12 protein-coding genes are annotated in these 15,679 nt (G+C 44.8%); 4 read left to right on the plus strand and 8 right to left on the minus strand.

The genetic code is table 11. From position 1 onward, the window contains the following. Positions 1–52: 52 nt before the first annotated feature. Positions 53–940 carry an SDR family NAD(P)-dependent oxidoreductase gene (locus IP485_RS01855; protein ID WP_198325752.1) on the minus strand — a complete coding sequence of 296 codons (888 nt, stop codon included), beginning with the start codon at positions 938–940 and terminating at the stop codon, positions 53–55. Positions 941–1,137: 197 nt separating this feature from the next. Here IP485_RS01855 and IP485_RS01860 point away from each other — a divergent pair, with 197 nt between their 5' ends. Beyond that, positions 1,138–1,521 (plus strand): DUF1622 domain-containing protein, encoded by a 384-nt coding sequence (locus IP485_RS01860; protein WP_198325753.1) that lies wholly within the window; start codon positions 1,138–1,140, stop codon positions 1,519–1,521. A 123-nt stretch (positions 1,522–1,644) separates the two neighbouring features. Here the strand turns inward: IP485_RS01860 and dusB are convergent, their stop codons facing one another. The 3 genes from dusB to IP485_RS01875 form a co-directional block, all read right to left on the minus strand. Next, complete coding sequence (gene dusB / locus IP485_RS01865) at positions 1,645–2,676, minus strand: tRNA dihydrouridine synthase DusB (protein WP_198325754.1); 1,032 nt, start codon at positions 2,674–2,676, stop codon at positions 1,645–1,647. 122 nt (positions 2,677–2,798) lie between these two features. Then, positions 2,799–4,844, minus strand: a complete 2,046-nt coding sequence (locus IP485_RS01870; protein WP_198325755.1) for a BCCT family transporter — start codon at positions 4,842–4,844, stop codon at positions 2,799–2,801. Between the two features lie 475 nt (positions 4,845–5,319). Further along, the gene (locus IP485_RS01875; RefSeq protein ID WP_198325756.1) at positions 5,320–5,763 is read right to left on the minus strand and encodes an HIT family protein; all 444 of its coding nucleotides are present in this window, start codon (positions 5,761–5,763) and stop codon (positions 5,320–5,322) included. Between the two features lie 351 nt (positions 5,764–6,114). On the opposite strand from IP485_RS01875, the gene IP485_RS01880 reads away from it, so the two are divergent. The 3 genes from IP485_RS01880 to IP485_RS01890 all read left to right on the plus strand — a co-directional run bounded on the left by IP485_RS01880 (position 6,115) and on the right by IP485_RS01890 (position 10,405). Further along, positions 6,115–6,876 (plus strand): hypothetical protein, encoded by a 762-nt coding sequence (locus IP485_RS01880; RefSeq protein ID WP_198325757.1) that lies wholly within the window; start codon positions 6,115–6,117, stop codon positions 6,874–6,876. Positions 6,877–7,056: 180 nt separating this feature from the next. Next, a complete protein-coding gene (gene ilvD, locus IP485_RS01885) occupies positions 7,057–8,943 on the plus strand; it encodes a dihydroxy-acid dehydratase (protein ID WP_198325758.1) in 1,887 nt (628 codons plus the stop codon). 214 nt (positions 8,944–9,157) lie between these two features. Next, positions 9,158–10,405: a cation:proton antiporter gene (locus IP485_RS01890; RefSeq protein ID WP_198325759.1), complete on the plus strand. Its 1,248-nt coding sequence runs from the start codon at positions 9,158–9,160 to the stop codon at positions 10,403–10,405. Positions 10,406–10,474: 69 nt separating this feature from the next. On the opposite strand, the gene IP485_RS01895 is transcribed toward IP485_RS01890, so the two are convergent. The 4 genes from IP485_RS01895 to IP485_RS01910 form a co-directional block, all read right to left on the minus strand. After that, a complete protein-coding gene (locus tag IP485_RS01895) occupies positions 10,475–11,959 on the minus strand; it encodes a serine hydrolase (protein ID WP_198325760.1) in 1,485 nt (494 codons plus the stop codon). Between the two features lie 197 nt (positions 11,960–12,156). Next, a complete protein-coding gene (locus tag IP485_RS01900; protein WP_227686365.1) occupies positions 12,157–12,768 on the minus strand; it encodes a beta-lactamase hydrolase domain-containing protein in 612 nt (203 codons plus the stop codon). A 49-nt stretch (positions 12,769–12,817) separates the two neighbouring features. After that, a complete protein-coding gene (locus IP485_RS01905; protein WP_198325761.1) occupies positions 12,818–13,735 on the minus strand; it encodes a MaoC family dehydratase in 918 nt (305 codons plus the stop codon). A gap of 279 nt (positions 13,736–14,014) precedes the next feature. Continuing rightward, positions 14,015–15,415 (minus strand): 3-oxoacyl-ACP reductase, encoded by a 1,401-nt coding sequence (locus IP485_RS01910; RefSeq protein WP_198325762.1) that lies wholly within the window; start codon positions 15,413–15,415, stop codon positions 14,015–14,017. Positions 15,416–15,679: the final 264 nt, after the last annotated feature.

The following is a 15,679-nucleotide window of genomic DNA, read 5'->3' on the forward strand; positions in this document are numbered from 1 at the left end:
AAGGATGCCGTAGCATCCTTTTTTATTACTCAAAGCGCATAAAACCCGAACTTTAGTGATGCTCACCCGGAAGGATTCTGGCGAAGGCACGCTGAGCAAGGTTTGGCTTCTTATCGGTAGTCAGTCCAGCGCGGGTACTTGGGAAAATACGATAGCCAATTGATTGGATACCGACGTTAAATGCTGGCACCAGTGAATACGTGGCCGATGCAAATTTACCCATATTACTGGCAATACTATTGGGCTTATCGACGATGGCTCTTGCGACCATCAACGCGGCTTCATCAGGCATTAACGCAGGCATGTAGCGGTATAGCTTGGTTGGGGCAATCATAGGCGTGCGAACCAATGGCATAAAGATATTGGTAATCGTCACATTGTCCCCTTTTACTTCGGCAGCTAAGCAACGACTAAAAGCATCCAACGCTGATTTCGATGCGACATAAGCCGCAAAGCGCGGACTGTTCGCTAATACACCAATCGAGGATATGTTGACAATTTGACCTGTCTGACGTTCAATCATCGTCGGCAAAAACCCAAGAACAATTTTAACAGCGCCAAAGTAATTGATATCCATCGTACGCTCAAAATCATGGAAACGATCAACCGACTCATGAACTGAACGACGAATCGAGCGACCAGCGTTATTAACCAAGACATCAACATGGCCAAAATCTGTCAAAATTTGCTTACTGACTTTTTCAATATCATCCATATTGGTCAAATCACAAGGGTAATAATTGGCTTTGCCACCAAGTATCTCAATGCTTTCTGTTACTGTTTTTAGCTTATCCTCAGTACGTGCCAATAAGATAACATGTGCACCGCACTCACTTAATAAAAAAGCCGTACGTTCTCCAATACCACTTGAAGCCCCTGTAATAATAATATTCTTACCTTTTACTGCTTTAGTTATTGCTTTTTTCGAGGGATTTGCCATAAAAGTTCCTTTTTTTTGTCCTATGCCAATGAATATTCGTTTATAGCATAGCAAAAAAATATCACACAAAGTGAACAAAACACCAGTAACTGGTAGTTAATTTGATGGCTTTAGAGGTTTGCAGCCGTATCTAATCATATAATAATAGTGATGCTACTTATGATGCTTTTGCTAGCTAATACCGAGGAGAATATACTTTGATAGAAACGTTGACCCACTATGTCGATTTAATTGCCAAGATAATTGAAGTAATTGGCGTACTGATTATGTTTTTTGGACTGTTCTTTGCTTTTTATAGGGCATTTCGGCTATCGGGTGGCCTCAATCATAATACGTACGTAGAAATCAGGCAGACCATTGGCAAGTCTATTCTATTAGGACTAGAGGTGCTAATCGCTGCTGATATTGTGGCTACTGTCGTGACAGAGCCGTCGCTACGCAGCGTATTAGTATTAGGTATTATCGTCCTTATTCGAACCTTTTTGAGCTTGTCACTACAGGTTGAGTTAGAAGGCCGATTCCCTTGGCAAAGTAAAAAAATTGCCTCTGAAACAGATACTGTAGCGGTAGAAAAAACCTAGCAATGGTCGAATAGGCTTTGGCGCATCAACTGAGCGTTCAGCTCGTATAGTCGAACCACTCTTAAAGTGTTACGGCGTTAGACTCGCTCAGCCTTGTACCATTTTTAACATTGATTGACTATACTACTCATGCGCCTGCAAAAAAGTCTCAACCACTCGGAACTGTCCTGCGGTACTCTCTTCTCCATACATCGCTTGCCTAAAGGCATTGGAGTTAGGAATACCTGTCGTATACCAAGCAATATGCTTGCGGGCGATGCGGCAGCCAGAGTATTCACCATAAAAGCCATATAACTCTTGCAAATGCGCCAGCACGATCTCTTTTATCTCGCTCACACTAGGTGCCTCTAGAGTCTCACCAGTACGCAAAAAGTGCTCAATATCACGAAATATCCAAGGCTGACCTTGGGCCGCTCGTCCAATCATTACTGCATCGCATCCCGTCAACTCATAGACACGCTGGGCTTTTTGCGCGCTATCGATATCACCATTGGCAATGACAGGAATACTGATGCTTTCTTTGACTTCGCGTATGAGCTCGTAACGCGCCTCGCCAGTATACATATCCTCACGCGTACGCCCATGAATGGCAATCGCGGCAATGCCTGCTTGCTCTGCCCGCTTGGCCACTCGCAAGATATTTTCACGGCCATTTTCAAAACCCAGTCGTGTCTTTAAGGTGACTGGTGCATTGACCGCATTGACGGTTACATCGAGCAAACGCGCGACTAAGTCTTCGTCTTGTAGCAATGCAGAGCCTGCCAGCTTACGGCAGACTTTTTTGGCGGGGCAGCCCATATTAATATCGATAATCTGTGCACCATTATCAATTTGATAACGAGCGGCTTGAGCCAATTTATCCGGTTCAGCCCCTGCTATCTGCGCAGAGATAGGCGCAATTTCATTATCAAAATTGGCACGGTATAAGGATTTTTTACGTGCATAAAGCGCCGTATCAGCGATGATCATCTCACTGACCGCATGACCTGCGCCAAATGACTTGCACAGTCGACGAAAAGGATTGTCTGTTACCCCTGCCATCGGAGCGACCATCAGACGGTTTTCAATTGTCAGACCACCGATGTTTAATGGTTGCAATAATGGATGATCAGACACTGGCGAATGCGCAGGTAAAATAGAAGAATCGATAGACATAAAAAAAACGGCTTGATTTGTAAGGAAAACAAGCCGTTATTCTAAGCATTCATGAATATATTGCAAGCTATTAAGGTGAATCGGTTGCATGATTAATACTCATTTTTAATACATTCACTGCATTATTTATCGAGCACACTGCCCTGCTCTAGCGTGATGTCTTCATCATGCTCTTGCATACGCCACGGTAGACTATCAGGCGACACATTGAGGAAATGCAGGTACTTTTCGAACTGATCAATGATATCGTTAATCACCGATTCAGACTGATAGCCATACAAGTCGTACGTCTGGCCACCACGGCGTAGATACACCTCAGCACGGTGATGGTGCTCTTGTGGCAAGGTATCTGCGCTGTCTTCTGTATAGTAATCGGGCGCATCATGCTCAGATAAGCGCACCTCATACCAAAACTCAACGTCGTCGCCACGTTGCAATTCAAGCACTGCACGGTTATTGACCGCGTCATAATTGACCTCAGTCGTCCAGCCAGTTTCTGCAAATTTAGATGATACTTCCATCATCGACGGCATAATCACTTCTTTAATATAACTAAGCACCTTGCCACGCGTCGGTTTATCGGTCATATAGTCGATACGCTCGCGCCAGGCTGATGGCTTGAGTAGATGTGGCGGCAGTTTGTTGTTTTGACCAAGGCTCTGATTACGATGCCCTTCGATACGCAACGCACGCCACATACCAAACATTGAAATAAGAATAATAACTGCAAACGGTAGCGCACTAACGATGGCTGCCGTTTGAAGCGCCGTTAGGCCGCCTGCAATCAATAGTACAGCGGCAACAGCACCTTCGGTCACCACCCAAAAGCTGCGCTGCCACCACGGCGTATCACTGCGACCACCAGCCGCTAGCGAATCAATCACTAATGAGCCAGAATCTGACGATGTCACAAAAAAGGTAATAATCAATAAAATGGTCAATGACGACACAAATTCAGTAAATGGTAGGTTTTCTAATAATTTAAACAAGGCAATCGCTTGGTTGTCCTGTACATCACCGATTAGCGAGGTATAACCATCAACCATAATCATATGTAGCGCGGTATCACCAAACACGGCAAACCAAAAGAACGTAAAGAAGGTTGGTACAAGCATCACACCCAATACAAACTCACGAATGGTGCGGCCACGGCTAATCTTAGCAATAAATAGACCTACAAAAGGTGCCCATGCAATCGTCCATGCAAAGATAAACAATGTCCAGCTACCGATCCAATCACTGTTCTCATACGCTTGCAAACTAAAGGTACGCTCGACAATATTACCCAAATAACTGCCCGTATTTTCCATAAAGGCATTCAGAATAAATATGGTCGGGCCCACAATAAACACAAACAACATCAGCGCTGTCGCCAATACCATATTTAAGATAGACAAGCGTTTTACGCCTTTATCCATTCCTGCCAATACCGATACCAGTGCCGCGGCTGTCACCAATGCAATGGCAATCACCTGTACGGTCGTATTCACTGGGATAATATCTGGCAACAGATAATTGAGTCCCGCATTGATTTGCGATACCGACAAACCTAGACTGGTGGCAATACCGAACATCGTACCTAATATGGCAAACACATCGACCGTATGCCCAATAGGGCCATAAATTCTGTCACCGATAATCGGATATAGCGTCGAACGTATGGATAGTGGCAGACCATGACGAAACGCAAAATAGGCTAGTGATAAACCAACTACTCCATAAATCGCCCAAATATGAAAACCCCAGTGGAAATACGCAATTTGCATCGCCTCTTTTGCGGCTGCAATGGTTTGCGGCTGGGAGAGTGGTGGACTGGCGAAATGCATGACTGGTTCTGCTACCCCAAAGAACAGTAGCGCAATCCCGTAACCTGCCGAGAACAGCATGGCAAACCATTCGAGGAACTTGTACTCCGCCTCCGCATGATCAGGGCCCAGCTTAATACTCCCATAGGACGAAAATGCCAGTACAATGATGAACATCAAAAACAATGCTACTGCTAGCATATAAAACCAACCGAACGTCTCGGTCGTGAAGGCAAGCACATCACTGAATAGCGCACCAGCTGCTTCAGGATTGATCGCAGTACCGATGACCAACAACAACATAATAACCGCTGCAGGTACAAAGACTGGCAATAAAATAGTAGAACGAGGTAACTTGCTCATGAAAAATGGTTTCCTCAGAAGTTAGCTCTGCCTTTTTTAGAATGATTTATTAGGGCGTGTCCTCATTTTAAAAATGGTGATAAAAATGAGATAAATCGCAGTCAAACAAGGAAAATAGCGCAGATAATATCGAGATATTAGTCAGCTATTTGACGACATTTGGCAAGATTTAGCCATTTCTAACCCATTTAGATAACTATCGATTGGATTGAGGACACGCCCTAGTAAAGACAAAGCTGGAATGTAAGATGGTTAGTAAATAAGCATCATATCTATCACACTCCTTTCAAAAACCCTAGGCAAGCGTTCAACTTGTAACATGACTTTAACGATTGTTACATGACTATTACCAAGAAAACGAAAAAGGCAGCTTGTTAGCTGCCTTCTTATCTTATATGTGCTATTAGGTTAACGATTTATGATCAAAATCTATAAATTGATATAGATGTCAAAACCATAAAGCATTGTACTCGCATTATTCAGCATCAATCACTGCCGCCAACTGCTTAGCCAAATTGGCCAACTGCTCTTGGTCAGCCATCACAGCGGCATGACGTCCTAGCTCATGGATACTGCTAGGAATCAGATGTATATGATAATGAAACACAGTCTGCCCTGCCTGCGCGCCATTCAATTGCATTTGAATAATTCCTTCTCGCGCAAACACTTGGCGCTGGGCTTGCATAATTTTCTTAGATGTCATCAAAACAGCAGCAGCATATTCAGGCGCAAGATCTGCCAAGTCAGCCGTCTTTTGCTTAGGTATGACCAATACATGGCCTTCTGCTTGCGGCATGATATCCATAAAGGCAAGCGTATGCTCGTCTTCATAGACTTTGTGATAAGGAATGTCACCATCTAGCATTTTGGCAAAAATATTATTATTGTCATAAGCAGTCTGTTGATTAATGTCAGTCATTATTTTTCCTTTAATAATTTTATTGTTAGTGAGCTTTTTAATTAGCATAGTTGATTCAGTTTAAAACAGAGTCAAGGCAACCAAGTGCAGAGGTAACTGTGATACTTCAAGCAAGATTAACGCTGTCACTCTTTTATAGAGGACTGACTATAGCTATCAAAGATAGATAAAAGCGTCTGTCATATAGTGGATGAAATGCAACGTTAGTACAAGTCACTATCACCATTATCGTTGAGAAAATCAAGCTGCATACTCACTATCGCAGCTCACCAATTTATTAGCGGGGCGCACCCTTAAAATGTTATATTAACCCTCTATTTTAATAACATGATGTTTATGGACTCGCCTACCTTGACGACTCAATCAGATGACAGTTACGCTCATTCCACACTCAATGACACGCCATCAATCTCTGTATCCGATGACACTGTGCCCATGAGCGATGCGCAGCAAACCAATGCGAATAATGGCGTGCAAACCCTTGCAGCCAATACCATTATTCTAGCAGACGCCTTAACTGACAAAACCATCGCTTGGCGGATTCATAACTGTAAAATCAGTAAAAAAACCATTACGCAAGACTTGCCGCTACTGTTTTTATATCACTACGACAGTCTAGATGAGGCCATTAAACAAACGCATCCACTGACACCTGCGCTATTAGCACAGTTCAATACCCCCATGACAGCACAAGCCGCTGCCAAGCTCATAGGAATTGATGCTGCACTACTCGCTAGTCCTTGGCATGTGAAAATTATCGGTTCATTGGTCGTCTTTAGTGAGGCTCTACAGCTAGCGGTACGTCTACATTGGACCAACACAGGCAAAGAGACACAGCAGATTTATACCAAAGATGAGGCAGATGCACTGACAAGCGCCTTAAAAGAGTGGCAGTTTTTTGGCCGTGTAGATATCCTCTATAAAAACAACAAACTGCCTTTGGTCAGTATTGATGAGCAGCGCACCAGTGCTAAGTCAATTCTACCGCTTGACGCGAGTAGCGACTATCAGCTTTTACCTGCAGCACATGCATTAATCGTTATCGCCAAACTAGAAGCCGACAAAACCACTCTGCCTTGGTTTGAAAATGCCATATTAGAGCGTTTAGAGTAGCACTTTGTCGCTCTATTCTTTATCATGGTTGGCGGCCGATTTTGGGGCACTCATAGCCAATGGTATGGTAGCCATTTAGTATTATTCACTAGTCCTCACGCATCATAAAAAGCACACTATCAATATCACAGCTGAGGCTAAACATTTTAACAAACCTCGCCTATTTGTAAGGAATATCACATGGATTATCGCTCAAAAACCTCTACTGGTGGTCGTAATATGGCAGGCGCTCGCGCATTATGGCGTGCAACTGGCATGACTGACGGCGACTTTGGCAAGCCAATTATTGCCATTGCCAACTCATTTACCCAGTTCGTACCCGGCCATGTGCATCTAAAAGACTTGGGACAACTGGTCGCTCGCGAGATTGAAAAATCGGGCGGCGTGGCCAAAGAGTTCAACACTATTGCGGTCGATGATGGTATTGCCATGGGTCATAGCGGTATGTTGTACTCGCTACCTAGCCGCGACCTCATTGCTGACTCTGTTGAATATATGGTCAATGCTCACTGCGCAGATGCGCTAGTGTGTATCTCTAACTGCGATAAAATCACGCCAGGTATGTTGATGGCTGCTATGCGCCTGAATATCCCAGTAGTGTTTATTTCAGGTGGCCCAATGGAAGCCGGTAAAATCTTAGCCAGTACCGTTGGTAAGAGCCACAATACCGATGGCAGTGATAGTAGTGCGATTCGTAAGCTTGATCTTGTCGATGCCATGATGGACGCTGCTGACGACAGCATTAGCGATGAAGATGTGGCCGCTATCGAAGCCTCAGCTTGTCCAACTTGTGGTTCATGTTCTGGTATGTTTACTGCCAACTCGATGAACTGCTTAACCGAAGCTTTAGGCTTGGCACTACCGGGTAATGGTTCACTACTAGCCACTCACTCACTACGCCGTGAGCTATTCTTAGAGGCAGGTCGCACCATTGTGTCATTGGCTAAACGTCGCTATGAGCAAGATGATGATTCAGTCTTACCACGCTCAATCGCGAGCAAAGCGGCTTTTGAAAACGCTATGACCTTAGATATCGCCATGGGCGGCTCGACCAATACTATTTTGCATCTGTTAGCCGCTGCTAATGAAGCAGAAATCGACTTTAAAATGCATGATATTGACCGCTTAAGCCGCGGTGTGCCATGCCTAGCAAAAGTGGCACCTGCATCACAGAAATACCATATGGAAGATGTGCATCGTGCTGGTGGTGTCTTTGCGTTATTGGCTGAGCTTGATCGTGCAGGCTTACTCAGCACTGACGTACCGACTATTCATAGCGCGACGATGAAAGAAGCGATTGATAAGTGGGATATCATGAACGCTGATAACCTTGAGGCGCGCGCACGCTTCCTTGCAGCACCTGGTGGCGTACGTACCACTGAAGCGTTTTCACAATCAAAAGAATGGTCAAATCTCGACGTCAACCGTGAATCAGGCTGTATCCGTAGTGCCCAACATGCCTATTCAGCAGATGGTGGCTTAGCCGTACTATATGGCAATATTGCCGAGCGTGGTTGTGTGGTCAAAACCGCAGGTGTGGATGACAGTATCTTAGTATTCACTGGTCGCGCGCGTCTATTTGAGTCACAAGATGACGCAGTTGCCGCAGTATTGGCTGATGAGATCGTGGCAGGTGATGTGGTCATCATCCGCTATGAAGGCCCTAAAGGTGGCCCTGGTATGCAAGAAATGCTTTACCCTACGACTTACCTCAAGTCTAAAGGCTTGGGTAAAGAATGTGCCCTACTCACTGATGGTCGTTTCTCTGGTGGTACCTCAGGCTTATCAATCGGTCATGCTAGCCCAGAAGCGGCTGAAGGCGGTGCAATTGGTCTGGTTGAAGAAGGCGATACCATCCATATCGACATTCCGAACCGCACTATCAACATGCAAGTCAGCGATGCCGATTTGGCGGCGCGCCGCGAAGCGATGGAAGCACGTGGACGTGATGCGTGGAAACCGGTCAGCCGTGAGCGTTATGTCACCCCTGCTCTACGTGCCTATGCTGCCATGACCACCAGTGCCGATACGGGTGCGATCCGTGATGTGAGCCAAGTAGAACGCTAAAACGTGTGCACTGTGATAAATAAACTATCTTAAAACACATCAATCTAAAGACCCATGAAAAGCCTGTATATCTTATGCAGGCTTTTTTTTCACCAAAAAACAACGCAGTAGACGTTTTGATAACGATTTTTTGCGGTAATTGATTTTTTTTGGCGTCATGATAAAGGCTAAAGCTAAATACCCTCTCAACCATACAAAAACGTGTATCAGCCCTATGATTGAAAACTACAACTTATTCTTATTAATTTGCGGGTTTGCCTTTTTATTAGGGGCACTGTTTCCTATTGTCTTTAAGCGCACCTCAATCTCACTGCCTATGCTGCAAGTCAGCTTTGGTTTGATGATGGGTTACTGGTGGACGTCATTGTCTTTTTTAGATCCCTTAAGTAATGGCTTAATCATCGAAAAGCTGACTGAGATTGTCGTATTGGTCTCACTCGTTGGTGCTGGTATAAAAATCGACACTGAGCTGTCTTGGAAATTATGGCGACCCACGGTCAGGCTACTACTCATCACCATGCCGATTGGTATCTTTGCGATGGCGGTTTTAGGCTATTATGCGTTTGGTTTGAGCTTGGGCGCTGCTATCTTACTGGGTGCGGTCTTAGCACCTACCGATCCCGTCTTAGCGTCTAGCATTCAAGTGGGCCCTCCTAATACAGGAGGCGAAGACACACCGCGCTTTACTCTCACATCAGAAGCAGGATTGAATGATGGTCTGGCTTTTCCATTCGTTTACTTAGCGATTAAAATTGCCGAGGCGTTTAGTGAGGGTAAAGTCTTTACCTATGAGATGCTCTGGTCATGGTTTACTCATGATGTCCTGTGGAAAATTGGCGCAGGTGTGGTGGTTGGTATTGTGGTTGGAAAGGTACTGGCCAAGCTGGTGTTTTCTAAATACACTCGTGATACCACCATCTCACAAGGCTACGTGGTTATCGCCTTAACCCTCTTGGCTTATGGGGTAGCGGAGTATGTACACAGTTATGGGTTCATCGCTGTTTTTGTCGCGGCTTTTGCGTTTCGACGCTCAGAATGTGAGCATACTTATCATGAAAAACTACATGACTTTGCCGAGCAATCTGAAGGCTTGCTAATGTCATTGGTATTGGTGATTTTTGGTATGTTTATCGGTCAAGGCTTGCAGTCTGATATTGAGCTGACATGGCGCGTCTATATCGTGAGTTTTACGTTTTTGTTACTCATCCGTCCGATTGGTGGGTTTATTGCGCTATCAGGGCTGAACCTTCCCCGTACCGAAAAATACGCCATCTCAGCACTGGGTATTCGCGGTATTGGGACGTTGTATTATTTATCTTACGCGCTAAACCAAGGATTCTTCGGTGATGAAGACGCACTCAAACTGTGGATTGTCTGCTCAATTGTGATTTTAACCTCAATCTTTATTCATGGTCTGAGTGCCACTAAGTTACTTAAAATGACGCCAAATAAGCCGCATTAACGAAAAATGCGGCTTATTTGTTGTAAATCAGCGCTATATCATAAAGTAAGAGTTTCCGTAAAACTCGATTTAGAGTACGTCATCTACCAATGATAAGACTGCTTCTGTCAGCGCAAACTGACGAACGTCGTTGAGCATGGTGGTGTCAAAGTTATGAATAAAAGCAAAGGACAATTGACGCTCAGGGTCACACCACGCGACCGAACCATTGTATCCCATATGGCCAAACCCTGATGAGATGGCACTTTCATTCTTTGTGCTTTCGTTCTTAGCGCTTTCATTATAAACGCTGTCGATCATATGGTTCTGATTATTATTCTGATTGTCACATACGCTAAATAATTTATGGTAACCCAATCGCCATTGCATCTGTGAAGGCATAACCGCATCCAAACCCACCACTTTCGATGTCAATAACTGCTCAAAGATTGCTTGATTAATCAGCGTTTGACCACGCCATTTACCGCCATTTGCCAGCATGGCATAGATAGTAGCCAAAGCTTGCGCTGATGCCACCCCGTTGGCCGCTGGAATGACCGCTTGCAATGTGTCGTCGCTATAATAATCAATTGGTGACGTGCCTGCGGGTATGAGTGCCGCTTTATAGTTTCTCAGATTTAACATACTCGTATCAAGATAGAGACGATTGATAGCAGCGGTGTCTAGCATTGGCTTTGAATCACCAGCATTTTCTCTATCGACACCACCATTAATACTATCAGCGTTCTCGACATTGGCGTCATTTCGATCATCTAACATCTTTTGTTGCCAGCTCGCATAGCTAGGGAGACTGGCGTAGGTGTGCAGCGTGTCTTTTGAGTCAGCTTTTAACGTAGGTTTATGACGTCTTTGACTGGGCTGTGAGGTAGGCTCATCTGCGCCTTCAAAGTTTTTGGTCAGCTGTGCCACTTGATCTACCTTGCTTTTCGGCACACCAAAGTAACAACTGTCTGCAATGCCCAAAGGCTCTGTCAAATAATGACGCAGTGCCTCAGCAAGTGATAGTTCAGTGGCCGCTTCTATAACACCGCCCAGTACCCAGCCGTAAACCAATGCGCTGTAAGCGCTAGCATACGAGGCTGCGTTTTCTGGCGGTGTGACAGGCATCGCGGCAACCTTATCTAACATCACATTCCAGTTCAGCAATGTGTCGCTGTCCGCATCAATGCTCTGAATAGAATATAAGTTAGCTTGATGCGACATCACATGGCGTAAGGTAATTTTCTCTTTGCCCTGTGCTGCAAATGCTGGCCAGTAATGAGCAATAGGCACATCATAGTCGAGCAATGCTTGAGAGGCTAGCACATGTACCAGCGTGGCCAATACCCCTTTACCGGTTGAGAAGTTAATCGCCAACGTATCAGGCTGCCACGACATATCAGGACGCGCCATGCCTGTGCTCGCTTGTGCAATACATGCTCCTGCCTGATACACGACCACCGCACCCCCTGCTGGCGCATCATCCAGTTGTAAGTCAGTCAGCAGTTGCTGCAAACGTGATTGTAAAATGCTATCCGTAGCAGTATTTACGTTTTTTTCACTGTGTCCCGTCATTATTATCTTACTCCCGTTTTAGATTATTTTAATTTTGAGACCTACCTGATATGCAAGCTTGATGCACCAATACAAATAAGCAGCTAGCCAATAAAAAAGGCCACCCATCGGTCGCCTTTTCCTTACTCAAGCATGACGATATCTTATCGTGATGCTAATATTTAGCTTAGTATTAACCTTTCATACAACGCAAATACTTAACGTGGTACGAGCAAACGATTATGAACTTCTTGTTCAAGTTTGGTCAGACCATGGCTACGACCGCGCTCCATAGCCGTATCCATCTTGCGTCCACGCAGCCATCCTGCTCGTAGCGCAATGGCAGCCCCTACTCGATTTCCAGACCCACAGTGCATAGCGATCTTTTTGCTATGGTGCTGACGCAAAATATTATCAAATGCCAATATTTTGAGCTGCTTTAACTCTGCCGCGCCATTGATAGGTAAATGCTCATAGTGCATACCTGCACGCGATACCGCTGCTGACTCATCAAAGCCCAGCTCATCATCAGGCTGTAAATTGATAATAATCTCAACCCCAGCCTGCGCCAGTGCCGACACTTTTTCATCATCTAGCGCACCGCATACAATGGTATTGGCATCAGGACGGAAATACGGCTCGAGAATCACAGCCAAATCAACACCATTGTCAGTATTAGTATCAGTGTCAACATCACTAGCACTGCTGACACTGCCTTCTTTACTGCTTGAGGTATCGTTGGCAGCTAGAGTATTCGTTGCGACTGATTGATCTGTCTGGTCTGTGTTTGTTTGATGGTCTGGTAAGGTCATAGGGCTTTGTGCAGTCATAATGATAAATACATTCGTTAGAAATGGTCATTGAATAAAAAGATAGCGGTTACTTGCTATCTGTCTCTAATTTCATAACACCAGCCAAATGCGGCTTATTATTCTTTGAGCTGTATAGCCCAAATTCACAGGTGTCTTCTGCATTGGTAAGCTGTGCGACTGGCTCAGCAATCAGCTCTACTTCAGCTGGTAAAAAGATAGGCAATTTGAATGAGACATCGACAGTATAAGCATCAGGTAGATCACCCATTAGGGCAAGACACTTGGCTTTTGACCACATACCATGCGCAATCGCTTTAGGGAAACCAAAAGCACGTGCTGATAATGGGTGCAAATGAATCAAGTTAAAATCCCCTGACACAAAAGCATAACGGCGACCGATGTCTTCTGGTACTTCAAAGATACTGTGTACCCCAGCTTCGTCAACTTCTGGTTTGACCACAGCTGGGCGCGGCGTGCTTTTTTTGTCTTTGCTACTGGCAGGCTTTTTGCTACGTGACAGATATGTCGATGTGCCTTCCCAAATCACCTCGTCTTCTGATTTGACGATGGTGATAAAATCAAATTGCTGACCTTGAGCGTGATCGCGCAAATTATCGAACGTGACCGACAATGCTACTGTTTCACGCTCTCCGATCGGACGGTACTGCGTCACGCTGTTGTCAACGTGTACCAAACCCAACATCGCAAACGGGAATGGTTCTTTGACCATCATATTCATCTGTAGCGTCTGTGACAATACTGAAAAGTAAGTCGCTGGTACTTTACCGTCATCAGCGAACCCACAGATCTTACGATAATCGTCTAAATTGTCTTGATCGATATGCAAATCGTCTACGTAATAAGTAGCTTGTGGCAACTCGTCTCTGCTGACCTTTCCACTGTTTCCGATAGGCAGCAAGCTTTTGACGATATTGGCATAAGTGGTGTGCGCTTTTGGCAACGCATCATAATGTTTGTCTGACATAAATAGATCCTAAGTGTGGCTTGAACAAGTTTTTAACGTATATAGAGACATTCTACAGTCATTGACTAAAGCCTACTATTAAATCATCCAATAAGCATCAAATTTCATCAACCTCATGAGTATATCTATCAGCAAAAAACCGTTTGGCTATTGATTCTTGTATTTTTATCATAAAAAAGCCACCCGTGGGCAGCTTTGTTACTCTTCATTAGCAATTATCTGGTGAGCATAGCTCTAGCCTCTATGTATCAGCCTTATATGCTCAACCGTAAATCAATATTATGCGCCAAGCAAGCTTTGACCACAAACACGTACTATATTGCCGTTTAGGCCACCAGAAGCAGGTGACGCAAGCCATGCGATGGTTTCAGCCACATCGACTGGTAAGCCGCCTTGGCTCATTGAGTTCATACGGCGGCCCGCTTCACGGATAGCAAACGGAATGGCTTCTGTCATTTGCGTTTCGATAAATCCTGGAGCAACTGCGTTGATGGTCATGCCTTTTGCATTATCTTCTAACTGCTTCGCAGTCGCATTAACCAAACCGATCACGCCTGCTTTAGACGTGGCATAGTTGGTTTGACCCATGTTGCCTGCAATACCTGAGATAGACGATACGCATACGATACGTGCGCTGTCTTTTAGCACGTCGTTGTCAAGCATATAACGGTTCAATCTGGCAATACTGCCCAAATTAATGTCGATAACCATGTCCCACTTTTTCTCATCCATGTTTGCCAATGTTTTGTCACGCGTCACGCCAGCATTATGAATCACAGCATCAAGGCCACCACGTTTTTCAGCCGCTTCTGCAACCTCTTTACCAGCATCAGCACTGGTGATATCAACGGTCAATACAGAACCGCTGATTTCACTGGCCACCTTTTGTAGGTCTGCTTGCTGCTGCGGTACATCAAGGCAAATCACATGCGCCCCTTCACGCGCCAATACGCGAGCGATTGCTTCACCAATACCGCGGCTAGCACCGGTTACTAGCATGGTTTTGCCGCCCAAAGGCTGGTTCCAATCTACGTCAACTGAATCGCCTTTGCTGACGCGAACGACCTGTCCTGAAACATAAGCTGAGCGTGCTGAGGTAAAAAAGCGCAACGTTGAATCTAGGTTTTGCTCAGCACCAGTCTCAACATAGACTAGCTGGGCGGTCACACCGCGCTTGAACTCTTTGCCAACTGACTTTACAAACCCTTCAAGCGAACGCTGAGCCATGGCAGTTTCGATATCAGTGATGCTCTCAGGCGTACGACCAACAATAATCACACGGCCAGACTTCTCGACACGGCGTGCAACCGTATGAAAGAATTCATAAACTTCTTTTAGTTGTTCGGCATTGACGATATTGCTGGCATCAAACAATAAAACCTTGAACTTGTCATCACCGCCTGTGTTGGCTTTTGCTTCAACGCCTGCATCCGCTAGGGCATCAGTCATATCATCGCCGCTGTTCACATACACTTCAGCATGGACATCTGACAAGATGCGCGCAATAGACTGGCTCACGCTGGCGTCATCACCATTAGCACGGCCAACCAACACGCTACCACGTACCAAACGCTCACCGCTTTCAAAACGATCAAGCGTGGTCGGCATTGGCAAACCTAGATTTTTAGCTACTTTTTTGCCAAGAGAAGACTGAACAAAATCACCATAACGGTCTGACATAATATAATCCTTATAATTAATGGTTAAAATAATAAATAGAAAATGCGATGGGCGTATTATATAGGCTCATCGTTATTATCATTATTGATATTTAGTAAATCGCTCTAAAACTTGCCTAACTATACACTGACCTCATAAACAAGTCCAAAAACAGACAATGTCTACAACAATCTGTAAACAACTCAGTATACAAGACGGCCACTTTTTCTCACGTTAAAGAACACTATAACATGTTAAAATCCGACTAATAAGTTATGACATATC

The sequence above is a fragment of the Psychrobacter sp. NG27 genome (assembly GCF_016106655.1).
Lineage (GTDB): Bacteria > Pseudomonadota > Gammaproteobacteria > Pseudomonadales > Moraxellaceae > Psychrobacter.

Excerpts from the sequence above, each read along its gene's own strand:
- IP485_RS01855 (WP_198325752.1), bottom strand. The coding sequence starts at position 940 with ATGGCAAATCCCTCGAAAAAAGCAATAACTAAAGCAGTAAAAGGTAAG.
- IP485_RS01870 (WP_198325755.1), bottom strand. The coding sequence starts at position 4,844 with ATGAGCAAGTTACCTCGTTCTACTATTTTATTGCCAGTCTTTGTACCT.
- IP485_RS01895 (WP_198325760.1), bottom strand. The coding sequence starts at position 11,959 with ATGACGGGACACAGTGAAAAAAACGTAAATACTGCTACGGATAGCATT.
- ilvD (WP_198325758.1), top strand. The coding sequence starts at position 7,057 with ATGGATTATCGCTCAAAAACCTCTACTGGTGGTCGTAATATGGCAGGC.
- IP485_RS01910 (WP_198325762.1), bottom strand. The coding sequence starts at position 15,415 with ATGTCAGACCGTTATGGTGATTTTGTTCAGTCTTCTCTTGGCAAAAAA.
- IP485_RS01905 (WP_198325761.1), bottom strand. The coding sequence starts at position 13,735 with ATGTCAGACAAACATTATGATGCGTTGCCAAAAGCGCACACCACTTAT.
- dusB (WP_198325754.1), bottom strand. The coding sequence starts at position 2,676 with ATGTCTATCGATTCTTCTATTTTACCTGCGCATTCGCCAGTGTCTGAT.
- IP485_RS01900 (WP_227686365.1), bottom strand. The coding sequence starts at position 12,768 with ATGACTGCACAAAGCCCTATGACCTTACCAGACCATCAAACAAACACA.
- IP485_RS01875 (WP_198325756.1), bottom strand. The coding sequence starts at position 5,763 with ATGACTGACATTAATCAACAGACTGCTTATGACAATAATAATATTTTT.
- IP485_RS01890 (WP_198325759.1), top strand. The coding sequence starts at position 9,158 with ATGATTGAAAACTACAACTTATTCTTATTAATTTGCGGGTTTGCCTTT.